The 26,674-nt window shown below is 69.5% G+C and carries 17 protein-coding genes; 8 read left to right on the forward strand and 9 right to left on the reverse strand.

Going from position 1 to position 26,674, the window contains the following annotated elements:
* Window positions 1–40: 40 nt before the first annotated feature.
* Window positions 41–2,605, forward strand: coding sequence for an RNA helicase (locus Q0C41_RS17465; RefSeq protein ID WP_291985738.1), 2,565 nt, complete (start codon window positions 41–43; stop codon window positions 2,603–2,605).
* An 8-nt stretch (window positions 2,606–2,613) separates the two neighbouring features.
* Here Q0C41_RS17465 and Q0C41_RS17470 read toward each other — a convergent pair whose 3' ends face one another.
* From Q0C41_RS17470 to Q0C41_RS17485, 4 genes are all read right to left on the reverse strand, one after another.
* Window positions 2,614–3,444, reverse strand: a complete 831-nt coding sequence (locus Q0C41_RS17470) for a glycoside hydrolase family 16 protein (protein WP_291985740.1) — start codon at window positions 3,442–3,444, stop codon at window positions 2,614–2,616.
* A 34-nt stretch (window positions 3,445–3,478) separates the two neighbouring features.
* Window positions 3,479–4,147 (reverse strand): peroxiredoxin, encoded by a 669-nt coding sequence (locus Q0C41_RS17475; protein ID WP_291985743.1) that lies wholly within the window; start codon window positions 4,145–4,147, stop codon window positions 3,479–3,481.
* A 215-nt stretch (window positions 4,148–4,362) separates the two neighbouring features.
* The gene (locus tag Q0C41_RS17480; protein ID WP_291985745.1) at window positions 4,363–5,223 is read right to left on the reverse strand and encodes a hypothetical protein; all 861 of its coding nucleotides are present in this window, start codon (window positions 5,221–5,223) and stop codon (window positions 4,363–4,365) included.
* Between the two features lie 262 nt (window positions 5,224–5,485).
* Window positions 5,486–7,570: a radical SAM protein gene (locus Q0C41_RS17485; protein WP_291985747.1), complete on the reverse strand. Its 2,085-nt coding sequence runs from the start codon at window positions 7,568–7,570 to the stop codon at window positions 5,486–5,488.
* 241 nt (window positions 7,571–7,811) lie between these two features.
* Here Q0C41_RS17485 and Q0C41_RS17490 point away from each other — a divergent pair, with 241 nt between their 5' ends.
* Entirely contained in the window at window positions 7,812–8,657 is an 846-nt protein-coding gene (locus Q0C41_RS17490) for a DUF481 domain-containing protein (RefSeq protein ID WP_291985749.1), read from the forward strand.
* 48 nt (window positions 8,658–8,705) lie between these two features.
* On the forward strand, window positions 8,706–9,575 hold the full coding sequence (locus Q0C41_RS17495; protein WP_291985751.1) for an HDOD domain-containing protein: 870 nt from the start codon (window positions 8,706–8,708) through the stop codon (window positions 9,573–9,575).
* A gap of 349 nt (window positions 9,576–9,924) precedes the next feature.
* On the opposite strand, the gene Q0C41_RS17500 is transcribed toward Q0C41_RS17495, so the two are convergent.
* The gene (locus Q0C41_RS17500; RefSeq protein ID WP_291985753.1) at window positions 9,925–10,710 is read right to left on the reverse strand and encodes a DUF1028 domain-containing protein; all 786 of its coding nucleotides are present in this window, start codon (window positions 10,708–10,710) and stop codon (window positions 9,925–9,927) included.
* Between the two features lie 20 nt (window positions 10,711–10,730).
* Here Q0C41_RS17500 and udk point away from each other — a divergent pair, with 20 nt between their 5' ends.
* A complete protein-coding gene (gene udk, locus Q0C41_RS17505; RefSeq protein WP_291985755.1) occupies window positions 10,731–11,366 on the forward strand; it encodes a uridine kinase in 636 nt (211 codons plus the stop codon).
* A 247-nt stretch (window positions 11,367–11,613) separates the two neighbouring features.
* Here the strand turns inward: udk and Q0C41_RS17510 are convergent, their stop codons facing one another.
* Complete coding sequence (locus Q0C41_RS17510) at window positions 11,614–14,643, reverse strand: BACON domain-containing carbohydrate-binding protein (protein WP_291985757.1); 3,030 nt, start codon at window positions 14,641–14,643, stop codon at window positions 11,614–11,616.
* Between the two features lie 310 nt (window positions 14,644–14,953).
* On the opposite strand from Q0C41_RS17510, the gene Q0C41_RS17515 reads away from it, so the two are divergent.
* From Q0C41_RS17515 to Q0C41_RS17530, 4 genes are all read left to right on the forward strand, one after another.
* A complete protein-coding gene (locus Q0C41_RS17515; protein WP_291985759.1) occupies window positions 14,954–17,497 on the forward strand; it encodes an IPT/TIG domain-containing protein in 2,544 nt (847 codons plus the stop codon).
* Between the two features lie 79 nt (window positions 17,498–17,576).
* The gene (locus tag Q0C41_RS17520) at window positions 17,577–19,220 is read left to right on the forward strand and encodes a hypothetical protein (protein WP_291985761.1); all 1,644 of its coding nucleotides are present in this window, start codon (window positions 17,577–17,579) and stop codon (window positions 19,218–19,220) included.
* 7 nt (window positions 19,221–19,227) lie between these two features.
* On the forward strand, window positions 19,228–21,624 hold the full coding sequence (locus Q0C41_RS17525; protein ID WP_291985763.1) for a GDSL-type esterase/lipase family protein: 2,397 nt from the start codon (window positions 19,228–19,230) through the stop codon (window positions 21,622–21,624).
* Between the two features lie 129 nt (window positions 21,625–21,753).
* The gene (locus tag Q0C41_RS17530) at window positions 21,754–24,225 is read left to right on the forward strand and encodes an IPT/TIG domain-containing protein (protein WP_291985765.1); all 2,472 of its coding nucleotides are present in this window, start codon (window positions 21,754–21,756) and stop codon (window positions 24,223–24,225) included.
* A 224-nt stretch (window positions 24,226–24,449) separates the two neighbouring features.
* Here the strand turns inward: Q0C41_RS17530 and Q0C41_RS17535 are convergent, their stop codons facing one another.
* From Q0C41_RS17535 to Q0C41_RS17545, 3 genes are all read right to left on the reverse strand, one after another.
* Window positions 24,450–25,025, reverse strand: coding sequence for a sulfite oxidase heme-binding subunit YedZ (locus Q0C41_RS17535; RefSeq protein WP_291985767.1), 576 nt, complete (start codon window positions 25,023–25,025; stop codon window positions 24,450–24,452).
* Between the two features lie 139 nt (window positions 25,026–25,164).
* Window positions 25,165–26,115 (reverse strand): protein-methionine-sulfoxide reductase catalytic subunit MsrP, encoded by a 951-nt coding sequence (gene msrP, locus Q0C41_RS17540; protein WP_291985770.1) that lies wholly within the window; start codon window positions 26,113–26,115, stop codon window positions 25,165–25,167.
* The coding region (locus tag Q0C41_RS17545) for a hypothetical protein (RefSeq protein WP_291985772.1) at window positions 26,109–26,674 on the reverse strand (566 nt) is incomplete at its 5' end. The genes msrP and Q0C41_RS17545, both read right to left, overlap by 7 nt.

The raw sequence follows: 26,674 nt of genomic DNA on the forward strand, positions 1-26,674 counted from the left end.
GCGTCCTCGCGGCGCGCGCCGCCGCGCGAGACAATGGTGCGTGCCCGCCTCGCTCGGTGACCTCCTCCCCCGTCACGCTGACGTCTCGACCGAGACGCTCCTCGATCGCTTCCTCGACTACACGTCGGGCAGGCACCTGGCGCTCTACCCCGCGCAGGAGGAGGCGATTCTCGCGCTGCTCGACGGCCAGAACGTCATCCTCAACACCCCGACGGGCTCGGGCAAGTCGCTGGTCGCGTCCGCCCTGCTGTTCGCGGCGCTGGCGCGCGGTGAGCGCGCTGTCTACACTTGCCCGATCAAGGCGCTCGTCAACGAGCGCTGGATGGATCTGTGCCGCGAGTTCGGCCCCGAGTGCGTCGGCCTCTCGACCGGCGACGCCACCGTCAATCGAGAGGCGCCGATTCTCTGCTGCACCGCCGAAATCCTCGCCAACATGGCCTTGCGCGAGGGGGCCGCCGCCGACGTGCACCACGTGGTGATGGACGAGTTCCACTACTACTCGGACCGGGATCGCGGCGTCGCCTGGCAGGTGCCGCTGCTGACGCTGCCCCAGGCGCGCTTCCTGCTGATGTCGGCGACGCTCGGGGACACCACCACGTTCGAACGCGCCCTGACCGACCTCAACGGTCGCCCGACGGTGACGATCAAGTCCGCCATCCGCCCGGTGCCGCTCGAGTTCGACTACGCCGAGGTGCCGCTCCCCCACACCATCGAGCGCCTCGTCGACGAAGGGAAGACGCCCGCCTACGTCGTCCACTTCACGCAGGCGGATGCCGCCAGCAGCGCGCAGGACTTCACCAGCCTCAAGATCTGCTCGCGCGAGCAGAAGGCCGAGATCGCCGACCGCATCGCGACGTTCGACTTCTCGAGTCCGTATGGCGCCGACGTCCGCAAGTGGCTGCGCCAGGGGATCGGCCTGCACCACGCCGGACTCCTGCCGAAGTACCGCGTGCTCGTCGAGCAGCTGGCGCAACTCGGACTGCTGAAGGTGATCTGCGGCACCGACACGCTCGGGGCCGGCATCAACGTGCCGATCCGGACGGTGGTCTTCACGCGCCTCTGCAAGTACGACGGCCAGAAGACCGCCCACCTCACCGCCCGCGACTTCCATCAGATTGCCGGCCGCGCCGGCCGCAAGGGCTACGACGATGTCGGCTTCGTGGTGGTGCAGGCGCCCGAGCACGTCATCGACAACCTCAGGCTCAGCGAGAAGGCGGCGCGCGACGGCAAGAAGGTCGTGAAGCGGAAGCCGCCCGAGCACAACTACGTCCACTGGGACCAGAACACGCTGACGCGGCTGATCAGCGCCCCGGCCGAGCCGCTGCAGTCACGTTTCCAGGTGACGCACGGCATGCTGCTCAACGTGCTCGGTCGGCGCGGCGATGGCGCCGGCGCCATGCGCCAGCTGATTCGTGACGCACACGAACCCGAGGCGGCGCGCGCGGTGCACCGTCGACGCGGCTGGCAGTTGTTCCGCGCGCTGGTCACACGCGGCATCGTCGAGATCGTGCCGCGGACGCCGGACGGTAGCCGCGTCCGTGTCAACGTCGATCTGCAGGACGACTTCTCGATGAACCAGGCGCTGTCGCTGTACCTGCTCGAGACGCTGCCGCTGCTCGACGTCGAGGCGCCGACGTACGCCCTCGACGTGCTCACCCTCGTCGAGTCGATCCTGGAGAATCCCGAGGTGATCCTGCGCAAGCAGCTCGACCGCCTCAAGGACCGGGCCGTGGCCCAGATGAAGGCCGACGGCATGGAGTACGAGCAGCGCATGGAGGAACTTGATCGGCTCGAGTACCCGAAGCCGCTGCGCGATTTCGTCTACGACACCTTCAATGCGTTCGCCGACCGCCACCCGTGGGTGGGCGAGGAGAACATCCGGCCCAAGTCGATTGCGCGCGAGATGTTCGAGACGTGGAAGTCGTTCGCCGAGTACATCCTCGAGTACGACCTCGAACGGTCCGAGGGGCTGCTGCTGCGCCACCTGAACAACGTCTACAAGGTGCTGAGCCAGACGGTCCCCGACGGGTCGAAGACCGCCGAGGTCGTCGAGGTGGAGTGGTACCTGAAGACGATGGTGCGCGGCGTCGACGCCAGTCTCGCCGACGAGTGGGAACGCATGCGGGACCCGGCCTACGTCCCGCTGGCGGGCAGCGGCCGCACCGGCCTCGACATGCGCCCGACCGTCGTCCCCTACGACATCACGGCGGATGGGCGGGCCTTCACCGCTGCGATCCGGACGCGCGTCTTCGACGCCCTCAAGGCGTGGTGGCGCGGCGACATGGAGGGTCTGCTGGCAGGCCTCGACACGCCGACGGCGATCGAGGCCCCATCGGATGCGGCCACGGCTGCCCTGTTGCGTGAGCAACTGGCGACGTATCTCGTCGAGCACGAGGCCCTGCGCTTCGACCCGGAAGCCCGCAACACGAAGCACACGCACGTCGAGGCGACGCCGGGGGCCGCGGTGTGGCGGGTGCAGCAGATGCTGGTGGACCCGGACATGCTCAACGACTGGGTGGCGCAGTTCGCGGTGGATGTCGCGGCGTCACGCGCGGCGCAACGTCCCGTGCTGTGGCTCGAGCGCATCGGACCGCTCGAGACCTGACCCACGCGCTACGGCAGTTTCTGGTAGACGCGGACGTAGTCCACCGTCATGCGGTACGGCAGGCTGGATTCGTCGATCCCCTGCTGGCCGCCCCAGGCACCGCCAACCGCCACGTTGAGCAGCAGGTGGAACGGCCCGGCGAACGGCCACACGCGCGTGTCACCCGACTCGCGCGCGAACGTGAAGTACGTCCGACCGTCGACCGCGACGGCGACGCGATCCCGATCCCAGTCCACCGAATACACGTGGAAGGCCTCCGACGCGTCGGCAACGGTGACCTTCGCGGTCTTCTGCGTGCCGATGCTGTGGTGATAGGCCTTCGTGTGGACCGACGCATGGACGGTGCCGTGGTCGAACCCCACGTGCTCCATGATGTCGATCTCGCCGTCATCGGGCCACTTCATGGCTCCGGACGTCGTCGCCAGCATCCAGATGGCCGGCCACGACCCGCGGCCGCGCGGCAGCCGGGCGCGAATCTCGAGACGACCGTACGTCCAGTCGCCCTTGCCTCGCGTGACGAGGCGGGCCGAGGTGTACGGCGCCCCTTCCCAGGCGTCCCGACGCGCCTCGATGATCAGATGGCCGCCTTCGACCCTGGCGTTCTCGCGGCGCCCCGCCGTGTAGAACTGCGGCTCCTGGTTGCCCCAGCCGTGGCCGCCGACGTCGTAGCTCCACCTGGTCGGGTCGGGCAGGCCCTCCCGGTCGAACTCGTCATGCCACACCAGCGCATGGCCGGCCAGGGTGGCCGGCGGCGGTGCCGGAGACGATGCCACCTGCGCCTCGGCGCCGACCGCAACGGCCAGCAGACCGACCACCACCATTCCGAGCCGTCGAATCATGATGCCGAAGAGACTACACCCGGCTGCCGCCCTCCTAGGTGCCCGGCTGGGGCACGTAGCGCAGGTACGGCTTCTCCGCACGCCAGCCGTTGGGGTAGATCCCCTTGGCTTCCTCGTCGGACACCGCCGTCACGATGATGACCTCCTCGCCCGGCTTCCAGTCCGCTGGCGTGGCCACGCGATGGGCGGCGGTGAGTTGCAGCGAGTCGATGACGCGAAGAATCTCGTCGAAGTTGCGGCCCGCCGTCATCGGATAGCAGAGCAGCAGCTTGACCTTCTTGTCGGGACCGATGATGTAGACGTTGCGCACGGTCTGGTTGTCGACCGCGGTGCGGCCCTCGCACGACTCGCCGGCATCGGCCGGGAGCATGCCGTAGAGCTTGGAGACCGTCAGATCCGGGTCGCCGATCATCGGGAAGTTCGGCGCCGTCCCCTGCGTCTCGGCGATGTCCTGCGCCCAGGCGGCGTGCCTGTCGATCGGGTCCACGCTGAGGCCGATCACCTTGACGCCACGCTTGTCGAACTCGGGCTTGAGTTTCGCCACGGTGCCGAGTTCCGTCGTGCAGACCGGGGTGAAGTCCTTGGGGTGCGAGAAGAGCACGCCCCAGGCATCGCCCAGCCAGTCGTGGAACCGGATGGGCCCGTCGGTCGTGAGGGCGTCGAAATCAGGGGCGAGACTACCGATGGCGAGCGGACCGGACATGTGCAACTTCCTCCTCCCGGCCGCGCATTCACGAGGGCGCCGGGGAGCGGCCATGATGCGTTGGCCCTCGGGCGGAATCAATCCGTGTTCCCTGACATGTGCGCGCTATGACGGGGATCGGGCACCCGGCTCCGCGGTCACCGGTCACCGGGCTCCGGTCACCGGGCTTCGGCCTTCGACATGCCCGCATGTCCGCATGACCCGCATGAGTCTGCTCACCTGACGACCGGCGCGCTGACCTCCGTGGTGTAGCGGCGGAACTCGTCGTAGGTGGCGTCGCCCTCGACGTAGCGGTCGCGCTCCGGGACATCGTCGACCCAGTACCACTCCCGCAGGCGGACCGGCACGCGACGGGACAGGCCCGCGACGCGCGCGAACGACACCTCGAGCGCGGACCGCAAGAGGCCGGCGTGTGGCGTCACGGTGGCGCGGACGAGTTCGCCGGTGCGTTCGTCGATCACCAGCAGGCCGCGCAACTCGACGTCACGCCCGCGCTCACCGCGCACGAGCCGGGGCCGCCCCTTCTCCCGGAACGCGACGCGGCGCACGTCGACCTCGGCCTCGCGCGAGCGGCCGCCATCGCTGAAGCGGAACCGCTCGCGGTGCGTGGGATGCATCACCAGCAGCGGGAAGGTCGGGATGTTGATGGTGCGCGTGACGTGGCCGAGGTTGTAGCGGGCGCTCTCCTCGGTGATCTCGCGCAGGCGCTGCCGGGGATCGCCGCTCCGTCCGGCGAACAACGCCGACAGGCGATCCTGCCGGTCCGCCACCGGCACGTCGTCCACGGTGACGACGTCGCGGTGCAGTTGCCAGGGCGTCGCGGCGTCGTGCACGAGGAGGAGCGATGAGACGAGCCGTCGCGTCTCGAGGACCGGGCCGTCGACCTGCGCCTCGAACGGCTGGCCAGTCCAGGGCCGGACGGTCTGCCGGTAGGTCTCGCGGGCGACCACTCCCTGCAGGGCGACGCCGAACTGCTCGGCCGCCTCGCCGGCGCGCGCCAGCACGTCCCGCAGCCGAGGCGGCTCCTCGGCCTGCGGACCAGCGACCAGGCCAAGCCCCACGAGCACAACGAGCACAGCGCGGAGCCGCGCATCCCCGCTCCCGCGCCGCGCCAGGGACCTCATCCTGCAAGTGTCACACGACGGATGGGCACGGGAGGGGCATGGTGGCGTGGCTTCAACGACAACGGGCGCGAGGAGCCGAAGCTCCCCGCGCCCGTGTCGCGAACCACTTGCAGAATTTCAGACATTCATCATTTCAGTCGCACGGCCACGGGGCGAACAGGTCGCGACGTGACACTCCGCAATTCCTGAAATTCTGAACTTCTGCACTTCCCGCTCAGTTCACCGTCGGCTCCGGCTTGGGTGCCGTCTTCTTCAGGCCCTGGATCTGCAGACCCGTGGCCATCTCGGGGGCCGGCTCCTTGAGCACGTGCTGGCGGTAGAGCGCCGCCATGCGGTCGTTCTCGGCCTTCTTCTTCATCTCGTCACGCGCCCGCAGCTTCTCTTCGCGCGCCGTCTTGGCCACGCCGGCGTCCTCGAGATCGGTCTGGCGCGCCGCCGACACGGCGTCGGCGTCGAGCACCAGGGTGTGCTCGGCGGTGCCGAGGTTGACCTTCTTGCCACCGGCGAAGATCTCGTGACGGCCGTGCTCCTCGTACCACTTGGTGAGGGTGGCCGTCATGTGCATCTTCTCGATGATGTTCCGCCAGCCGATGCCCGTGTTGTACGCGCAGAAGCTGATCTCGCCCTGCTGCGTCGCGTACGGGATGATGCAGCGCTCGGTACGGCGGAAGTCGTAGTTGAACAGGTCCTGGAACCACATGCCGGCGATGAACAGGAAGTTCCAGCGGTCCTGCCGGCGCTTCTCGACGTCCTCGAGCGTGCGCTGGCCATCGACGCGGCCGTAGTTCTTGCCCGTGGCGCCGAAGGTCTTGTCGAACTTCTTGATCAGGTCCATGAGCTTGAAGTGCGTCGGCGCCATGAACGGGTCGTAGTTCTTCGCAAGCGCGAGCGACATGCCCCACAGGGACATCCGCTTGCCCCGGGCCGCGTCGTTGACGCGCTGCAGGTCCTTGGCGAGCTGCTGGCCGTGCAGGAACGCGGTGACCGGAACGGCCTCCTTCGTTTCCTTGTCGACCATCACGGCCATGCCGACACCGCAGTTGGGGTGGCAGCCGCACGCGAGGTTGCCCCACTCCTGCTGCGGCCCCTTCACGAGGTCGGCCCAGTCGGTGAAGGTGCCCATGAACGAGATCGGGAACCAGTCACGCGTCGGCTCGCCGATCTGCACCTGGTTCTTCACGTCGTGCGCCAGGTGCGACAGCGTGTAGCGCTGCGCCGCGCGGCGCTCGTCGGTCACCTCCTCGTCGCGACCGGTGAACGACACCGGCTGGAACGACAGGAAGCTGATCTTGCGCGGGTTGTCGAGGGCGAACTTGATGATGCGCCCCACCTGCTCGTTGTTGACACCGTTGACGATGGTCGTCACGGGGACGATGTCGACGCCGTTGGCCCAGAGGTTCTCGATGGCCCGCAGCTTGACGTCGAACAGGTTGCCGACCAGGCGGTGCGAGTTGGCCGCGTTGCCGATGCCATCGAACTGGAGATAGGCATAGCGGAGGCCGGCCTCGGCCGCCGCACGGGCGAACTCGGGGCTCTTGGCGAACTCGATGCCGTTGGTGGCCGCCTGCACCGAGTTGTAGCCGACCTTCTTGGCGTAACGGACCGCGTCGAGGAAGTACGGCGACAGCGTCGGCTCACCACCGGAGAACTGCACCGACATCTGGCGGCGCGGCTTGATGGTGATGGCGTTGTCGAGCAGCGTCTTGATGTCTTCCCAGCTCAGTTCGTGGACGAAGCCGACCTGATTGGCGTCCATGAAGCACGGGTCGCACATCATGTTGCAGCGGTTGGTCAGGTCGATCGTCAGCACCGCGCCGCGACCGTACTTGATGGTGCTGCTGCCGTGGTTGTGCAGGGTCTCGTCGTTGTGGGCGCGGATGTCGCTGCCCGGGTACGAGTCCTCGAGGTGCTTGAAGAAGGCCGGGTCCATGGCCATCACGTCCTCGAAGTGGCCGTGGATCGGGCAGTCCTTGACCATCAGGATCTTGCCGTCGCGCTCGATGATGGTCGCCTTGATCTCGCCGACCTTCTCGTTGAGCAGCACGGACACGTCCCGCTTGCCGTCGAGAATCTCCTGCCGCGCCTCGCGCACGCAGGTCGGGCAGAGCGAGTCGGTCTCGCGCGGCCAGCCCAGGGGCGGCTTGACCTTCTCCCAGGACTTCTGGAGCGGCTTGTCCGACCACTTCGGCACGAAGCCGGGGTTCCGGTTGATGGAGTTCAGCGCGTCGAACACCACCCACGCGCCCTTGGCGACGTAGGTCAACCCCTTCTCGACGTACTTGATGGGCTTGTGCGGCATCTTTGTCCTCTTGATCGTGATCTGGGCACGACCGGTCACCCGGCCGGAGACACGTCCACTTTCAGCGCCGGCAGTATGACGAAGTGCGCGTCAAGCTGGCGCCAGAATTCCCCGAGCAGGCAGAATTCGTGGCCGATCGGGCAGGACCGCCGCCGGAGTGGCCGCGGCTGAGCTACCAAAAGGTGGGCATCCCACGGGGTACACTGACGCACGGAAGATCGTCCGCTTCCGCGTCACGCCCATGCTCGAACCTGTCTGGATCCTCCTGGCCCTGCTGCAGGGTCCGGCGCCGCTCGTCGCGCCGCCCCTGCCGGCGGTGGTGGATGTCGCCATGTTGCCGGCGTCCGCGATCGTCTCGCCCGTACTCGATCCGCCTGCCGCCCCGGCCCCACCGGTGGTGGCCACGGCCAGACCCGCCGCGGCGCCGGCGAAGACGCCCGAACTGCTGAAGGGCAAGGCGGAGCTGTCCTACGTCTCGACCGGGGGCACCGCCAGTACCACGACCATCGGGACCGGTGCCGAGGCCATCCTCTCCCCCGGGCTGTGGAGGCTCGAAGCCCGCGTCAATTTCCTGCGCACGCGCACCGACGGCACCGTGCGCGCCCGTCGTCTCACGAGCCAGGTGCGCGGGGCGCGCAAGATCGGCGACCGCGCCGAACTGTTCGCGCGCGGCACCTACCTGCGCAACACCTTCGCCGGTATCGACAACAGCGTCGACGGCGCCGCCGGGGTCACCGCCATCATCGTCCAGGGGCAGCCTCAGCAGCTGTCGTTCGACTCGGGCTTCGGATACATCGGCGAGGATCGGACGGTGGGGCGCGGGCGCTATGTCGGCACCTTCGACATGGGATTGCGACACCGCTGGGAGTTCAGCCGGCGCAACCGCTTCTCCAACGATGCCTCCCTGAAAACCGACGTGGATCGGACCAGCGACTGGCGCCTCACCCACGTCGCGGCCCTGCAGGCAGCCCTCAACGCCATGCTCGCGCTGAAGCTGTCGCACGAGATCAACTACCGCAACGAACCGGTGCCGGGGTTCACCCGCGCGGACACGGTGGCCGCCGCCGCCATCGTGGCCACCTTTTGAACACCCCGACTGCAGAAATGGAGCCCATCCGCCGATATCATCAACACGATGGTGGCCCCAGACCCTCGCTCGCCTGCCCCACTCACGCGTGAGCGCCTGCTTCGGCAGGCCGACGCGCTCGAACCGCTCCCCGCCACCGCCACCCGGCTGGTCAGTCTGCTCAGCCAGACCGAGTGGATGATTCGCGACGTCGAAGAAGCCGTCCGCCTCGACCTGGCGCTGACGGCCCGCGTGCTGCGCTTCGCCAACTCGGCCTGGACGGCCCACCTGCCGTCGGTCAACACCATCCGCGAGGCGCTCATGCGCATCGGGGTCGGCACGGCGCTCTCGCTGGCCATCGCCGAGGGCGTTCGCCCGAAACTGCTGCGGCCGCTGCCCGCCTTCGACCTCCAGCCCGGGCGCCTCTGGCAGCACGCCGTCGCGTGCGCGCTCGCCACCGAAATCGTCACCCGCCGCTCGCGCTCCCCCATCCCGCCCGAGACCGTCACCGCGTCCCTGCTCCACGACGTCGGCAAGATCGTCCTGGACGAGGCCATGGACGACGCGACGCTGACGGCGCTGCGGCAGGCCTGGACCGGTGGCGTGCTGTCGCGCATCGACGCCGAGCGTCAGGTGCTCGGCATGGATCACGGCGAGCTGGGGGGCTACGTGGCCCGGCACTGGGGGCTCTCGGAGCGCGTCGCTGCCGCGATCACGCATCACCACTCGCCGTCGGCGGCCCAGAGCACCATCTGCGACGTCGTGCACCTCTCCAACGGCATCGCCAAGCTCGCCGGCTTCGGTCCGCTGATCGCCGAGATCGACGGCCCGATCGAGGGCGACGTCCTCGCGCGCCTCGCCTTCTCGCCCGCCGACCTGCACACGTTCTGCACCGAACTGACCGACCGCATGCGGACCGGGCAGGAGCGGTTCCACTAGCAATTCAGCATTCAAGATTCAGAATGAAGCGCGGGGCGCTCACCGCCACGCTCCGCGCGGGCCCGCCCCCGCCACGCTCCGCAGCGGGCCGGCTCCGAGCCTCCGCACTTCAACGTTCAGAATGACGCGCGGGGCACGTCAGGTCGGGGCTGCGAGGCCCCGGCGGTGCCACTCGAACTCGTTGCGAAACGAGTTCGGTATGGCCAAAGCATGGGGACACTCGCCTCACGCTTTGCAGGGCCACGCGTGGTCCTTGACGGCACCGAGAACGTCGGCAGCGCCACGCGGGTCGCGCACCCGCGCCCGCAGGCGCTCACGCGTGTTCGCGTCCCACGCGGGGCCGCAGAGGTCAATCGTTCAGGACGACCCGTCGCAGCAGGTGGACCGGATTGGGGCCGCCCTTGCGCTGTGCGGCGATCACATGCGAGACGGCCGGCCGGCCCGGCGCGTTGCCGGGGCGCGCCACGACCAGGTACGCCGATTGCGCGGTCTGCGCGCCGCAGCGACGGTCGCCGCCTGTCGCCGCGCCGGCCTCGAGCGCCCGCAGCAACCGCTTCGCGAGCGGGCGCCCCGCGGCCTGCTGGAACGCGCGCATGGTCGCCGTGAGCACGTCCAGTCCCGTGAGCATATTGCCCTGCACGGCCACGCCGGGCGCCAGTCGCTGGCCGGCCGCCGCCTGTGTGCTGGTCCCGGTGAATGCCGACGGTCGCTCGAAGAAGTCGAGGGACGCCACGCCGTACTGCTGCTCCTCGAAGCGCGCGTCGAACGAGGGATGACTGATGGCAGCCACCGTCGCGCCGGGTGCCCCGCCACGTCGAAGCAACTCGGCGCCTCGCCGTCGCGCCGCCGCGTTGGACCTGGCCTGCGCGACGATCACGCCGTGCCCGGGCACGAGCGCGACGATCCCCGCGACGTATGGCGTGCAGGAGGCTCCCGCACTGCCGACCTCACGCGTGCGCGGATCGACGGCAACGATCGACCAGGTCGCCTGCGCGGGGGCGGCCAGCGCCAGGACGAGTGCGCACACGCCACTGGTCAACGCGTGATGGCTGACGCGCTCCTCGCGAGGCGGGGGTGGCCGGGTCCCCGCGGCGGTACGGGGCCGGCGCGGCAGCGTGTACGCGGTGTTCTGCATTTCTGGGTACGATCCCTCGCATGAGCGATACGCGAACGGCTCCCGTCATCATCGGGATTGCAGGGGGCTCGGGGTCGGGCAAGACCACGGTGGTGCGACGCCTGACGTCGTCGCTCGGCGACGACCAGGTGTCGGTGCTCGAGCACGACCGCTACTACCGGGACCGCAGCGACCTCCGCCTCGAGGAGCGCGCGGCCCTCAACTACGATCACCCGGACTCGCTCGAGACCGAAATGATGGTCGAGCACGTCAAGGCGCTGCGCGCCGGCCACGTCGTGCACGCCCCGCAGTACGACTTCGCGCGCCACAACCGCCTCGAGGCCCGCGACATCATCCAGCCGCGTGCCGCCATCATCGTCGAGGGCATCCTGATCTTTGCCGATGCCGCCCTGCGCGCGCTGATGGACGTCAAGGTCTTCGTCGATGCCGACGACGACACGCGGTTCATCCGGCGCCTGCAGCGCGACATCAGCGAGCGCGGCCGCACGGTGCCGTCGGTGATCGACCAGTACCTCGGCACCGTCAAGCCGATGCACCTGGAGTTCGTCGAGCCGAGCAAGCGCTACGCCGACATCATCGTGCCGCAGGGCGGCCACAACGACGTGGCGATCGACATGCTGCTGACGCTGGCCCGCGGCCTCGTCTCACGGGGGTGAGGCGCCGCGCGGGTGAGGTGTAGCGCGGGTGAGGTGTAGCCGTCGGACTTCGTCCGACGGTCAGTGATGATCAGGGTGTCGCAGACTGCCGGACAAGTCCGGCAGCTACGATTTCCGGGGCCGGCAGCTACGATTTCCGGGGCCGGCAGCTTCAGCGACGGCTGTGGCGAGGCGCTGAGGGGGCGCGACCGCTCCGCGGACGACTGTAGGCGTCGACCTTCAGGTCGACGCGTGACGCGTGACGCCCCTACGGCAGCTTCGTGGCGACGGCATTGGTGCCGGCGGCCCACGCCTGCCCACCCGCATCGGCGTACATCGCGCGTTCGACCACGACGGGCACGCCCGTGCTTTCGACCAGCAGACCAACGCGACGACCGACGGCGGTGGGGAAGAACCCGGTCTCGCCCAGGGCGATGTTGAAGCGGCTGTTCGGAGCGACGGTGTAGGTCTGGCTCTCCGGCGCCTGCGTCTCCGAGATCATGGTGACGGTGATGGTCGCCGTGCTCGAGGTCGGGTTGCTGACGAGCACGTACGTCTTCGTGTTGCGCGTGCCGCCGACCTCGCCTTCGGCCAGGGCCCAGCGCGTGGCCGACGCCGTGACGCCGCCGCTGTTGTGCGCCTCGCTCCACGTCGTCGAGTCTCCGGGCCACCACATCGACCGCTCGACGAGGATGCCGACCCCGTTGTCCACGACGACGTCGGTCGACACCGCCGCGTTGGCCAGCCGGGCGTAGTCCGGATTCTGCGCGATCAGCGCGGCGTCGAGGCCGAGGGCGTCGACCCACACCGTGCCGCGCGCCTGGGCCGGCACCGTCTCGCGATGCTCGATGACCGTGCCGTCGCCGAGCAGGAAGCGGAGCCGCACGTCGGCCGCCTGCGAGGACGGGTTGGCGAGCAGGATGAAGAGATCGAAGTACGCGCCGGTGGCGCCTTCGGCGAGCAACCAGCGCGCCGCCGGCGCCGGCAGGGCGACGCTGTCGTGGCCGGCCGTGAAGACCTGGCCGTTGCGATCGAGGTACATGGCGCGTTCGGCGATGATCGGCGCCGTCGCATCGATGCGGGCCGACACCTCGGCGGCCTCGAGCGAATCGCCGTCGGTCCAGCGCTCGGTGTCCACCCACACGGTCTGTCGCGCGCCCGCGGGCACGACGTAGGTCTTGGTCCGTGGCGCTCGCCCCGCGCGCAGGTAGGTCAGCGTCACGTCGGCCGGGCTCGTTCCCGGATTCAGCAGCAGGTAGAACGTGTTGAAGCCCCCCATCGTGGCGCCTTCGGCGAAGTACCACGTGGTACGCGGCGCCTCGGTGGCCGACTCCGCGTGGCTGCCGTAGCCCGTGCCGTCCCAGGACACCGTGCGATCGGCGACGACGAGGGAGTTGGCTTCGATGGTGGTGGCAAACGATCCCACGACTCCGGCGACGGTGCCCGCGTCGACGGTGGCGCGACGGCGCGGCGCCAGCGTGACCCAGTGCTCGCGAGTGGCGACGGCCCCCGTGGCATCGGGCGGACCGGCGAACCGGACCTGAATGTTGGCCGTCGTGGTCGTGCTCGGATTGAGCAGCGCGAGGCGCGTCGAGAAGAAGTCGCTCTGGACGCCCTCGGCGAGATAGCGCTGCACGCGCCCCACCGGATGCAGGTGCGCCAGGTACTCCTGCAGATTGGTGAGTCCGTCGCCGTCCGGATCGCCGGTGGCGCCGTCGGCCCCGGACGCGGAGGCCGGATTCAACCCGGCCTGCAGTTCCCACGCATCAGGCAGACCGTCGTTGTCGGAGTCGAGGGGCCGGGAGGCCGGCGCCGCGTCCTGCTGCACCGTGACGGCCCGCGTGGCGATGGTGATCGCGGCGCTGCGCGCCGTGCCGCTGTTGGCCGCAGCCGTGAAGCTCACGGTGCCGGATCCGGTCCGCGTGGCGGGACCACCGAGGGTGAGCCAGGACGCGCCCCCCGTGATCGACCACGTGCAGGCACTGCCCGTGTTCACCGTGAAGGGCAGCACGGCGCCGCCGCCGCTCGTGACCGCACGCGAGGTGGGCGTCACGTCGTAGGTGCATGCGCCGGATCCGCCGCCTTCGACCGGATAGATGAACTGCAGACCGGCGAGATCGTCGGGGCCGATGGCGGGAGGCACGGGCGTCGACGACCCACAGCACGACGGATACATGATGTTGCTCGTCGCGCTCGCCACCGTGCCGTCGGTCTGCGTGTGGCCGAGGCCGATGGCGTGGCCGACCTCGTGCTCGGCGACGCGCCCGAGAAACAGCGACTGCGACAACTGCGGCATCTCGGCCCTCGTGGTGAAGATGACGAAGCCGTAGGTGATCTTCGAGAACGCGGTCCCGTTGACGGTGCGGGTGACGCCGCTCGAGCAGGCGCCGCCGATGGCGATGACCCCGCTGGTGGTGATGTCGTTGTCGGGATCCTCGTAGGTGATCAACCCGCCGCCGGGCACGGCGCCGCAGTTCAGGGTCTGCGCCGCGGCCACGAGCCGCGTGCCGCCGTAGGAAAGCACGATGGAGGCGCCAGACGGATTCGTCCAGCCGCTCAGCGCCTGCGTGATCTCGCTCTCGCCGCTCCCCGAATCCAGCGGCGACGCGGTCACGGTGTTGAGATACCAGAGCACGGGCGTGCCGGTGTCGGCCTCATGCCAGCGCATGTTGCCCAGCAGCTTGAAGGACTCGACGATCGGCGTCGCGGTGCCGGGCGCGTCGGCCACAGGTCCGGCGGCGTCTGGATTCGACAGGCGCACCGGCCCACGCCCACGCACAGCGCGCACCGCCTCGGTGAAGCCGGCGAGCGAGCGCCGCGACGGACCCGCCGGCCCGACCACGAGCTCGCCCGTCTGCTGCCGCAGCAACTCGGGACCAGCCGCCGTCTCGCGGACGCCGTACACGGAGCGGCTCATCGCCGAGGGGCGCCAGCCACTGGAGGTCTGCTCGACGAGCGCCACGATGTCGTCGCCGACGAGGAACTGCGCCGCGCCGGGAATGTGCAGGGTCGTGTCGCCCACCGTGCCGCCGAGTTCACGGACGTCGATCACCCGATCGGATCCACCGGCGTAGTCGTCGATGACCCGCAGGCGCGCGATGGTCTCGATGACGCCGCTGCCCGCCCGTCGCTCCGAGCGGACCGACTCGACCCGACCACGCACGATGCGGTCGGCCGCCGCGATCTCCTGGGCGTCGGTCCGCGCCCTGAGCGTCGCCGCCCGACTCTCGGTCGAGCCAAGTGCCAGCACCGCGGCCGACGCCAGCAGGTGGGAGCCGAAGTGACGGGCACGAGACATCCTGGGGAGCGACCACATACCGGACCTCGGCAGTGCAACCCCCTTGCCGTCTCATTCGCCCAATAACGGCCGGCCGATCGCGCGTCGAGAACCGCCCACGGCGAGCCGCACAACGGCCTCGACTGACACTTCTGTCGAGCCAGCCACAGAAGCGTGATCGCGGCGAGCAACCTCGAGTGTGCCCGTCGCTACGGCCGTGATTAAGCTCGACGTAAATCGGAACGCGCAGCCTTTTCTCCGTATTTCTCCTATAATCGCGGGGCTCGCCGGGCACCGATGGCCGGACCCGCGCGGCGCTGGAGGTATTCGCATGTCCTGGATTCGTGGAGCGGCCCTGGCGGCCCTCGCACTCGTCGCCACCGCCTCTCACGTGACCGCGCAAGGGGCGTCCACCTGGTTCCTGGCCGAAGGCGCCAACAACGCGACCTTTGCGCAGGAGATCCTCGTCGGCAATCCGAGCGCGCAGCCCGTCACCGTCACGGTCACGCTGCTGCCGCAGGCCGATGCGATCGCGCCGACCCTCACCAGGACCTTCCCGCTGGCCGCCACCGCGCGGCTGACGGTGCGCCTCGGCGCCGACTTCCAGTTGAACGGCAGCGCCTCAGCCCGGGTCAGCGCCGTCCTCGCGAGCGACGGCACGACGCCGGCCGACGTGGTCGTCGAGCGGACGATGTACTTCCAGGGCGCGGCGCAGCCGGGCTCGCACAACGCCAGCGGCGTCACGCAGGCCGGGCTCTCGTCGACCTGGACGCTCGCCGAGGGCTCCGGCGGCGTCTTCGAGACCTTCGTGCTGGTGGCCAACCCCAACCCGACGCCGACGATGGTCCGGGCCACGTACCTGACCGGGACGGGCCAGTCGTTCGTGACGACGCAGGAGGCCCCGGCCAACGCGCGCCTGACCTTCTACCCGCGCGGCGAGCATGCCGCGCTGGCCACCGCCGACTTCTCCACCCAGATCGAGTCGCTGACGGGCGGCAACGCCGTCATCGCCGAACGCGCGATGTACTTCGATGCGTTCCGCAGCGGCCACGACGCGCTCGGCGTGACCAGCCCCAGCACGACCTGGCTGTTCGCCGAAGGCTTCACCGGCGGCAACGCCACGACGGCCTTCGAAACGTACCTGCTGCTGGCCAACACCAACGCCACCGAGACCGTCGCCACCGTCGACTACCTGCTCGACAGCGGCGCCGTCGTCAGCCGCTCCTACACGCTCGGGCCGCGGCAGCGCTTCACGGTGTGGGTCGACCAGGAAGGCCGCGACTTCGATCAGCGTCTGCGGGCCGCCGCCTTCGGCGTCCGCGTGACCGCGACCCAGCCGATCGTCGCCGAGCGCGCCATGTACTGGGGCACACCGTCGGCCGCCGACGCGACCTCGCCGACCTTCCCGTGGACCGAAGGCCATGCCACGGCCGGCGTGCCGTCCGGGCAGGCCCGCTGGGCCTTCGCCGAGGGCCAGCAGGGCACCTTCGGCGCGGCCGCGACGCGCTACGACACGTTCTTCCTGCTCGCCAATCCCAACACCGTCCCCGTGCAGGTGCAGGCCACCTTCGTGCGTGAAGACGGCACGGGCATCGTCCGCACGATCTGCGTGGCGCCGAACTCGCGCACCAACATCTGGGCGCAGAGCTATGCCGAGTTGTCGGGCCAGCGCTTCGCCACCTTCCTCGAGGCCGTCGGCAGTGCCGACCCGGCCTGCGCCGCCACCGCGGGCACGCCGTTCGTCGCCGAGCGCGCCGTGTACTCGGGCGCGGCGTTCCTGGCCGGCCACGTCAACAATGGCACGCCCTGGACCGGCACCATCGCCACGCCGCCGGTCGCGCCGGCCTTCGCCATCGCCAGCGTCTCGCCGTCGAGCGGGCGCATGGGCGGCGGTCAGACCATCACGATCACGGGCGCCGGCTTCCAGCAGGGCGCGCGGGTGTTCTTCGACAACCCCGCCTGGACGGCCGACCGCAACGCCAACACCCGGCTGGCCGATGTCGACCAGGCCACCGACGTCGTCGTCTCGCCCGATGGCACCACCATTACCGCGAAGACCCCGGCGCGTGACTTCTCCAACGGCTACCAGACAGCGGGACCGACGACGGTACGGGTGCTGAATCCGGACACGACGGCGACCACGTTGGCCAACGGCTACACGTTCAAGCTCAACGTGCTCGCCTTCGGCGACGACTACGTCTTCGGGTCGGTCGCCGGCGGACGTGCAGCCACGCCATGGCCGGCGCGCCTGCAGACGTCGCTCCAGAACTACCAGAAGGGCCTGCTCAACCCCGCGACCGGGGTGTCCACGGGCACGACAGTCCTGCAGTTCGGGCAGTACGTCAGCGTGACCAACGGCGGCGTGGTCGGTGAGTGTGCCTCCGCCACCGGTGGGCTGTGCACCGGCACCGCCGGCGTGGCCCGCTTCCCGTCGCTCGCCGATGCCACGGCCAATGCCGACAGCGCCAACACGTTCGACACGGTCGTCTTCGTCGAAGGCGTCAACGACATCCGCGCCGGCGTGGCGCCGGCCAGTGTGGGCTTCGTCTACCGCGACATGGTGGCCCGCGCGCGCGACCGGAAGATCGTGATCATCATGACCAAGTTCGAGAACGTCTCGGTCGGCGGGCTCGACAGCGGTCAGATCAAGGCGCTGGGTGACGCGCTCTGGGCTGTGACGGAAGACCGGTCGCTCAACGTCGAGATCTACCGGCAGTCGCTGTTCGACGTCCAGACGTCGGGCAACTTCCCGACGCAGACGGGCTACGACCGCATGGCGCAGCTGATCTTCGAGAAACTCGCCCGCGAGTTCCCGCTGCAGCCGTGCGACGCCCGCAACGACAAGCCGGGCCAGGGGTGCCCGCGCAACCCGTAGTGGGTAGGGCCCGTGAGACGGGTAGGGCCGGCTCTCCGAGAGCCGGCCCTACCCAATTCTCGACTTACCATACGCATCCGTGATCGACGCTTCCCGCCACGTGGGCGCACGAGCCCTCGCTGCGCTGCTCCTCTGCGCCGCGCTGGCCGTGCTGCACACGTGGCCGCTGGCGTCGGCGCCGGGCACCCTCAGCCGCAACGACAACAAGGACACGGTGCTCAACACGTGGGCCCTGGCCTGGGTGGCCCATGCGCTGGTGACCGCGCCGTCGCAGGTGCTCTCGGGCAACATCTTCCATCCCGAGCGCAACACGGTCGCCTTCTCGGATCCCGTCATCGTGCCGGGCCTGCTGTCGGTGCCGGTGCGCGCCCTCGGCGCGAGTCCGGAACTCACCTACAACCTCTCGCTGCTCCTGGGCTATCTGCTGTCGGCCTGGGCGATGCAGTGGCTCGCCTGGCGCTGGACGGGGCACTTCGGTGCCTCGCTCGTCGCCGGGAGCCTGTTCGCGTTCAACGCGCACTCGCTCGTGAGCATGGGACACATCCAGGCCATTCACGCCTATGGCCTGCCGTTGCTGCTGGTGGGACTCGACGGCCTGTGCCGGCCTGACGCGCGTCGCCTCTGGCACGGGCTGCTGGTCGGCGTCGCCACCGCCATCCTCGCCCTGACGTCTGGCTACCTCGCCATCTTCGGCATCGTCTGTGGACTGATCGTCGTGGCCGTGCGCTGGCGGGAGTTGTGGCAGGCGCCCTGGCGGCCCCTCATCGCGGCCAGCCTCGCGGGCGCCCTGGTCATGGCCCTCCCGGTGCTGCCCGTGCTGCGCGCCTATCGCGAGATGCAGGCCACGCACGGTTTCGTGCGGTCGCTCGATCTCGTCGCGGCGATGTCGGCCAATGGCACGGCGTACCTGGCGACACCCGCACGCGTGCACGAGCGCTGGGCCCGTGGCATCTATCAGACGGGCGAACCGAAGGACTCGCTGTTCCCCGGCGTGGTGGCCACGCTGCTGGCGCTGGCGGGCCTGGTCCTGTGGCACGAACACCTGCGCGATGGACGGGTGCGCATCGCGCTCGGGTTGGTCGTCGTCGGGCTCGTGCTCTCGTTCGGGCCGGCCACGCCCGTCTACACGGTCTTCTATGCCGGGGTGCCGTTCGCGAGCGGCGTGCGCGCGGCGTCACGGTTCGGCGTGCTGTTCCTGAGCGGCCTGGCGGTGCTGGCGGCGTACGGGGTGGCCGCCGTGTCGCGCCGCTGGCCCCGGGTGGCCACAACCGCGTCGGTCGTTGCACTGGTCGCCGTCAATGCCGAGGCCTTTCGCGGGCCCGTCCCGTTCGTGCCGGCAGGCACGCCGTCACCCATCTACACGACGCTGGCCGGGTTGCCCGACGGCGTCGTGGTCGAGATGCCGTTCTGGTGGCGCCCGATCGACATTCCGCGCAACGCCAACTACATGCTGGCGTCCACCGCCCACTGGAAGCCGCTGCTCAACGGCTACAGCGGGTTCACGCCCGCGTCCTATCGGCGCCGGGCCGACATCCTCTGGTACTTTCCCTTCAGGGCTGCCAGTTTCGACGAGCTCGACCACGCCGGCGTGCGCTACGTGGTGCTGCACCTGGTCGAGTACGGCAGTCAGCGCCAGGAGGCCCTCGACCTGATCGAGGCCTCGGGACGGTGGCGCATCATCGAACGGCGCGGCGACATCGTCCTCTACGCCCGCGTCAGGTAAGCACGACATGTCTCGTTCCTCCATCCGTCTCGCAGGTCTCGTCACCATGCTCGGCGTCCTGCTGCTGGCCTCGCTGCCCGCGCACGCCCAGGACGCCTCGCGCTGGTTCCTGGCCGAGGGCGCCAGCAACGCCGTCCTCGACCAGGAGATCCTCGTCGCCAACCCGGGCACGTCAGCGCTCTCGGTCACCGTCCGTCTCCTGCCCGACCCGTCGGCGGTGATCGCCCCCGGCGCCGTGCTGACGAAGACGTTCCCGCTCGGCGCCGCCAGCCGCCTCACGGTGCGCGTGGCGCAGGAGTTCCCCGGCCTCAACGGCGCGGCGTCGGCCGAGGTCTCGGCCGTGGTCAACAACTCCACCACGCCGGCCGACATCGTCGTCGAACGATCGATGTACTTCCCGGACGGCACGCGCGTCGGCGCGCACAACGCGAGCGGCGTCACACAGGCCGCGCCGCGCTGGATCCTGGCCGAGGGGGCCAGCGGTGCGTTCAGCACCTTCATCCTGGTGGCCAACCCCAACGGGACGCCCACGAGTGTCCGCGTGCAGTACCTCAAGAGCACCGGCGACGTGATCAGCTTCGACGCCATGCTGCCGGCCAACAGCCGCACCACGTTCTGGCCGCAGAACGACTATCCGACGCAGCTCGGATCGGCGGAGTTCTCGACCGTGGTCGAGAGTCTCGAGGCGGGCAAGCCGATCGTGGCGGAGCGGGCCATGTACTTCGACCCCTCCCCCACCGGCAGCGGCTTCGCGCGCAGTGGCCACGACGCCCTCGGCGTGCCCGAGACCAGCGAGGACTGGTACTTCGCCGAAGGCTTCACCGGCGGCAACGCGCAGACGGCGTTCGAGACCTTCCTGCTGCTCGCCAACACCAACGCGAGCGCCACCACCGCCACCGTGACCTTCCAGCTCGATTCGGGGCAGACGGTGACACGGCCCTACACCCTGGCGCCGAACCAGCGCCTGACGGTGTGGGTCGACCAGGAAGGTCGCACCGCGGACGCACGCCTGAAGGCGGCCTCGTTCGGCATGACGGTCTCGGCCACGCAGCCCATCGTCGCCGAGCGCGCGATGTACTGGGGCACGCCGTCGGCCGCGGACCCGACGACGCCGACGTTCCCGTGGCGTGAGGGCCATGCGACCGCCGGGTCGCCGGTGCTCGCGGCCAAGTGGGCCTTCGCCGAAGGTCGCGAGGGCGAAGACGCCGCGGGCCGGCCCTACAGCACGTTCTTCCTGCTGTCCAACCCTGGCACGGCGCCGGTCACAGTGACGGCCACGTTCATGACCGAGGACGGCGGCGGCCTGACGTCCACGGTGACGATTCCCGCCAAGGGGCGGTCCAACATCTGGCCGTCGCCGGCGGTCGCACCAACAGTGTTCGGGCCCCTCGCCAACCGGCGCTTCGCGACGTTCCTCGAAAGCACCGGCGGCGAGACCTTCGTCGCCGAACGCGCGATGTACCTGTTCACCGACTTCGCGAGCGGCCACGTCAACATGGGCACGCCGTGGACCGGCACGATCGCGACGCCGTCGCGGCCGCCCACCTCGGTGAACATCAGCGGGTTCACGCCGACACAGATGCGGCTCAGTGGCGGGGAGGCGATCACCATCACCGGGTCGGGCTTCTCGGGCACGCCCGAGGTCACCGTGGACGGCCTTCCCGCCGTGGTCACCGCGTTCAGCAGTACCTCGATCACGGCGACGGCGCCGCTGCGCACCGCGGCCACCGGGTTCGGCACCCTCGCCGCGAGCCGCATCCGCTTGACGACAGCGGGCCAGACGCTGACGGTGGGCAACATCTCGCGCGTGTTCCGGGTGATGACGATCGGCGACAGCTTCACCGAAGGGCAGCTCGTCGAGCGCATCCCCCCCGTGCCGCCGGCGACCCAGCCGACGCAGATCTACACGTTCGCGGATCCGCCGTATCCCGAGGGCCTCGAAGCCTTGCTGCGCGCCGACCCGCGGTTCGGCAGCAACGCCGACGTCGACAACGAGGGGTACTCGGGTGAATGCGCATCCATCAATGGCTGCTCCGGCAATACGAGCAGCGGGCTCGGCCGCATGCCCGGCCTGGTGGCGGCCAAGAAGTTCGACGTCGTCATCATCCTCGAGGGCTTCAACGACCTCAACGCGGGCGGCAACGTCCCCACGGCGGTGACCGCGCTGCGCAACATGGGACGCATTGCCAGGGACTCAGGAGCGACGGTGCTGATGGGCCGCATCCACGTCATGCGCTCGGACATGTGGGACGCCATCCGGACCATGGCGGGCCAAGAGCAGTTCCTGCGCGTGGACTTCGGCACCAGCGTCGAGATCGGGAGCGACAACGTCCACCCGACGCAGGACGGCTACGACACGATGGCCGGCATCGCGTTCGGCGCCATCCGCAGCGTCATCCGCTGAGTGGATAGGCGGCTTCGATGGGTAGGGCCCGTTCTCCGAACGGGCCGTCACCGCCAGACATTTGGCGGTCGAGCGGCTCGCGCGTTACGCTTGTCGTTTCGACTCGGCGCGCTCCCGGCCGCCTGTGTCATGACGCCCCGTTCCTTCGTCGTCCGGTCCGTGCTCGCGCTCCTGCTCTGTGGCAGCGCGGTGGCGCCTGCCTTCGGTCAGGCGGCCAGCACGTGGTTCCTCGCCGAAGGGGCGAGCAACGGGACCTTCGACGAGGACATCCTCGTCGGCAATCCGTCGGCCACCGCGCTGGGCGTCACCGTCACGCTGCTGCCCGCGCCTGACGCGGTGATCGCTCCTGGCGCGGTGCTCGAGAAGACCTTCACCCTGCCGGGCACGGGCCGACTCACGGTCAACATCCGGCGCGACTTCCCGGGTCTGAACGGCGCCACGTCCGCCCGTATCTCCGCCGCCATCCAGGGCTCCACGACCCCGGCCGACATCGTTGTCGAGCGGTCGATGTTCTTTCCGCTGACCGGCACGCCGTACGCCGGTGGCACCGGGGCGAGTGGCGTCACGGCACCGGCCACGCGCTGGATCCTGGCCGAGGGCGCAGCCGGTGTCTTCGAGACCTTCGTCCTGATCGCCAACCCCGGCACGACGGCGGCCTCGGTCACGGCGCGGTACCTGCGGGGGAACGGCACGAGCGTGTCCGAGACGGTGTCGGTGGCGCCTGGCAACCGCGCCACGCTGTGGCCCAGCAGCCGCGCCGACCTGGCCGGTCAGGGCTTCTCGACCGTCGTCGAGAGCAGCGCACCGGTGGTCGCCGAGCGCGCGATGTACTTCGACAGCTTCCGCAGCGGTCACGACGCCCTCGGTGTCACCGACGGACGCACGACCTGGTTCTTCGCAGAGGGCTTCACCGGCGGCAACGCGACGATCGCCTTCGAGACCTTCCTGCTCGTGGGCAACGACAACGACCAGCCGGCCACGGTCACCGCGACGTTCTTCCGCGACACGGGCGCGCCGGTCACCCGCACGTACACCGTGCTGCCGCGCAGCCGCTTCAACATCTGGACCGATCAGGAGAAGGACTCGGCGGGCGCGCTGCTCCTGCCGGCCACGGCCTTCTCGGTGCGGCTCGAGAGCACGATCCCGATCGTCGCGGAACGCGCGATGTACTGGGGCACGCCCTCGGCCGCCGATCCGACCACGCCGTCGTTCCCGTGGAAGGAAGGGCATGTCGTCGCCGGCATTCGCCAGCCCGAAGCCCGGTGGGCCTTTGCCGAGGGCCGGCAGGGCGACGATGCGTCCGGCGTTGCCTTCGACAGCTTCTTCCTGCTCGTGAACCCGAACACGAGCGGCATCCAGGTGCGCGCCACGTTCGTCACCGAGGACGGCACCGGCTTCACCACCACCGCGGCGGTGGCGGCCAATGCCCGGGCGAACATCTGGCCGACGCCTGGGGCCGGGCCGGACGCCGACACCAACACGAAGTTCGCGCTGCTGCAGGGGCGTCGGTTCGCCTGCTTCCTGGAAAGCGTCGGCGGCGAGACCTTCGTCGCCGAGCGCGCGATGTACTGGAGCACGTTCGTCGGTGGGCACGCCAATGCCGGCACCCCGTGGAGCGGAGCGATCGCCGTGCCGGCGCAACTGCCGGCCGACGTCAAGATCACGGGGATGACTCCCACCTCCGGCCGCCTGACGGGCGGCACGGTGGTGACCATCACCGGGGAGAACTTCGGCGGCGCCGCCACGGTGACGTTCGGCGGCGTGCCGGTGACGCCGAGCAGCATCGGCCCGGCCGCGATCACCTTCACCGTACCGACGCGCACCCCGCAGACCGGCTTCGGCAGCGCCGGTCCGGTGGCCGTGACCGTGTCCGCGCAGGGCCGCTTCCTGAAGGCCCCGAGCTTCACACGGTATTTCAGCGTGCTGGCGTTCGGCGACAGCCTCACGTGGGGCACGAGCACCTTCTACGTCGCGGGGCAGAAGGTGTCGACGCAGACGGCGCGGCCGTACCCGCGCGGCATGAAGTCGTCCCTGGAGGACACGCCGCAGTTCGGCAGCTATGCCCTCGTCACCAACGCGGGCTGGCCTGGCGAGTGGGTTACGGTGCCCGGCTTCAACGGCAGTCCCGGAGGCATCGCGCGATCAGCCCGCTGCACCGCCGGGCAGGCCAACTGCTTCTTCCCGATCTCGCCCGATCCGGGGGACTACTTCACGCCGCACGACGTCGAGGTGCTGCTCGAGGGCGTCAACGACCTGAACAACGCCGTCACACCGTCCAGCGTGCGGAGCGGCATGCGCGCCATGGTCGTCGACGCCAAGAGCAAGGGCCTGCAGGTGCTGCTGACGCTGTTCGGTCCGTACGGCAACGACGAGGTGACCGGACAGCCGGCGACGTTCCCCGAGAAGGTCACCGAGTACAACAACCTCCTGGACGCCCTTGCGGTCGAGCAGGCCGTGAGCCGCGAACGCGTGTCTGCGCAGATGGGCCCGGACGGCCTGCATCCCAGCCAGACCGGCTACGACGAAATGGCCGAGGCCGTCTATCGCAAGCTGTTGACGATGTTCCCGCGCTGCCCCGCCGGCCAGTCCAGTTGCCCCTAGGCGCCGGCGACCGGAAACGGCGAACGGGCACGGGAATCGGAAACCGGGAATCGGAAACCGGGAATCGGGCACCGGGCACCGGGTAGCGGGCACCGGGTAGCGGGCACCGGGTAGCGGGCACCGGGTAGGGCCGGCTCTCCGAGCCGGCCGGATCACGGACCGCTCGGAGAGCGGTCCCTACCCAACGCCGCTACCTACCCAACGCCGCCACCAACCCCACGCCGCTATCTGACCCAGTAGTAGACGCGGATGGCGAGCAGCACCGCGAGCACGCCGCCGTACGCCGCCGGCTCGCGCAGGTCGTCGCCCTTGACGATCCACAGCAAGTGCACCACGCCGCACACGGCCGCCAGGTACACCAGGCGATGCAGGTGCTGCCAGCGTCGACCGAGTCGCCGGATCCAGCCGGTCGTCGACGTGATCGCCAGCGCCAGCAGGATCACGAACCCGGCGAACCCCACCGTGATGTAGCGGCGCTTGGCGATGTCGGCCAGGATGGCCCGCGGGTCGAAGAACTGGTCGAGCACCACGTACGTGCTCAGGTGCAGGCACACGTAGAAGAACGCGAACAGCCCGAGCAGCCGCCGCCACTGGATGATGCCGCTCCACCCGGTGATCCGCCGGATCGGCGTCACGGCAAGGCTGACGAGCAGCAGGCGCAGGGCCCACTGCCCGGTCTCGTCGGTGATGTCGTCGATGGGATTCGGGCTGAGTCCGCCGAAGACCGCGCGATACATCAGCCAGGCCAGCGGCGCCAGACACAACACCCAGATGATCGGTTTGGCCTGACGTGGGGTCATGGAGGGCACAAGTCGTGAGGGTAGGGCCCGTTCTCCGAACGGGCCGTCAGCGAGGCCTGGGATGATCGACACGGCCGGCTCGGAGAGCCGGCCCTACCCACGAGTTGCCCGTCATTCTGAATTTCGAATTTTGACTCGTTCAGTAGTTCTTCTTCAGGTCCATGCCCTTGTACAGCGCCGCGACCTGATCGGCGTAGCCGTTCAGCATCAAGGTATCGCGACGCAGGAACTCGCCGATGCGGCGTTCCTTGGCCTGGCTCCACCGCGGATGATCCACCTGCGGATTGACGTTCGAATAGAAGCCGTACTCCTGGGCCGCCGACATGTTCCACGACGTCTGCGGCTGCTTCTCCGTGAGCCGGATGCGGGCGATCGACTTGATGCTCTTGAAGCCGTACTTCCACGGCACCACGAGGCGCAGGGGCGCGCCGTTCTGATTGAGCAGCGTCTTGCCATACAGGCCGACCGCCATCAGCGTCAGCGGGTGCTGTGCCTCGTCGAGGCGCAACCCTTCGCGATAGGGCCACTCGAGGACGGGGTAGCGCAGTCCAGGCATCTCCGCAGGACGCTGCACGGTGGTGAACTCGACGAAGCGCGCCTTCGAGGTCGGCTCCACCACCTTGAGCAGGTCGCCGAGCGGGAACCCGACCCACGGGATGACCATCGACCACGCCTCGACGCACCGCAACCGGTAGACACGCTCTTCGAGGGGGAACCGCTTCAGCAGGTCTTCGAGCGTGTAGTCGCCGGGCTTGCCCACCTCGCCGTCGATCTTCACGGTCCACGGCGTCGGCTTGAAGCGGCCGCTGTTGGCCTTCGGGTCGCCCTTGTCGGTGCCGAACTCGTAGAAGTTGTTGTAGCTGGTGATGTCCTCGAACGCGTTGAGCTTCTCCCCGGTGGTGCTGAGGTTGCTCTTCTTCACGTTCGGGATCGCGGCTTGCGCGAACGCCTCGTCGGTCGGCAGCAACGCCCCGGCCACACCCCCGGCGGCCACGCCCACCGACGCGCGCAGGAAGGCGCGGCGGTCGAGGTAGAGCCGTTCGTCGGTGATCTCGCGGGTCGGAATGGTCGGCGTCGTGCGAATCAGCATGTCTTGGTTCCGTCGTAGGCCGCGGCCAGCCGCTCCGGCGGCACGCCCAGCATGTACCTGGTCAACAACCACACGTTGCGGGCGCTGCGGCCCCACCAGCCGTCCCGCTCCCAGCGGCGGGCCGACGTCACCGCGGCCACGCCCGACCTGAACGGCGGCCCGACCCGGCCGAGTCGCCGCGCCAGCGCCACATCTTCCATCAACGGCAGGGGCGGGACCCCGCCCACCGCCTCCAGCGTCCTCTGCCGCACGAACATCGCCTGGTCGCCGTAGGGCAACCGGAACAGCCGCACGCGCAGGCCGACGACCTGCTCGATGAGCCGAGCCTGCCACGCCGGGCTGTCGAGCCGCAGGCGGAAACAGCCCCAGTGGTAAGACGCCCCGGAAGCGACCGCGGTCACTTCCCCCCGCCAGCCGGCCGCCAGGCGCGTATCGGCGTGAAGAATCAGCACCCACTCCGCGGTCGCCCGCGCGACCCCGGCGGCAATCTGACGGCCGCGGCCGCGCTCGCTCTCCAGCCAGCAGATGTCCTCGTGCGCCAGCCGAACGGGGTCGAGCG

Source organism: Luteitalea sp., assembly GCF_022842525.1.
In the GTDB taxonomy this organism is placed as follows: domain Bacteria; phylum Acidobacteriota; class Vicinamibacteria; order Vicinamibacterales; family Vicinamibacteraceae; genus Luteitalea.

Bases quoted from the DNA above. Each gene is read 5' to 3' on its own strand.
- Q0C41_RS17470 (WP_291985740.1), bottom strand. From the start codon at position 3,444: ATGATTCGACGGCTCGGAATGGTGGTGGTCGGTCTGCTGGCCGTTGCG.
- Q0C41_RS17475 (WP_291985743.1), bottom strand. From the start codon at position 4,147: ATGTCCGGTCCGCTCGCCATCGGTAGTCTCGCCCCTGATTTCGACGCC.
- Q0C41_RS17485 (WP_291985747.1), bottom strand. From the start codon at position 7,570: ATGCCGCACAAGCCCATCAAGTACGTCGAGAAGGGGTTGACCTACGTC.
- Q0C41_RS17490 (WP_291985749.1), top strand. From the start codon at position 7,812: ATGCTCGAACCTGTCTGGATCCTCCTGGCCCTGCTGCAGGGTCCGGCG.
- Q0C41_RS17495 (WP_291985751.1), top strand. From the start codon at position 8,706: ATGGTGGCCCCAGACCCTCGCTCGCCTGCCCCACTCACGCGTGAGCGC.
- Q0C41_RS17500 (WP_291985753.1), bottom strand. From the start codon at position 10,710: ATGCAGAACACCGCGTACACGCTGCCGCGCCGGCCCCGTACCGCCGCG.
- udk (WP_291985755.1), top strand. From the start codon at position 10,731: ATGAGCGATACGCGAACGGCTCCCGTCATCATCGGGATTGCAGGGGGC.
- Q0C41_RS17510 (WP_291985757.1), bottom strand. From the start codon at position 14,643: ATGTCTCGTGCCCGTCACTTCGGCTCCCACCTGCTGGCGTCGGCCGCG.
- Q0C41_RS17515 (WP_291985759.1), top strand. From the start codon at position 14,954: ATGTCCTGGATTCGTGGAGCGGCCCTGGCGGCCCTCGCACTCGTCGCC.
- Q0C41_RS17525 (WP_291985763.1), top strand. From the start codon at position 19,228: ATGTCTCGTTCCTCCATCCGTCTCGCAGGTCTCGTCACCATGCTCGGC.
- Q0C41_RS17530 (WP_291985765.1), top strand. From the start codon at position 21,754: ATGACGCCCCGTTCCTTCGTCGTCCGGTCCGTGCTCGCGCTCCTGCTC.
- Q0C41_RS17535 (WP_291985767.1), bottom strand. From the start codon at position 25,025: ATGACCCCACGTCAGGCCAAACCGATCATCTGGGTGTTGTGTCTGGCG.
- msrP (WP_291985770.1), bottom strand. From the start codon at position 26,115: ATGCTGATTCGCACGACGCCGACCATTCCGACCCGCGAGATCACCGAC.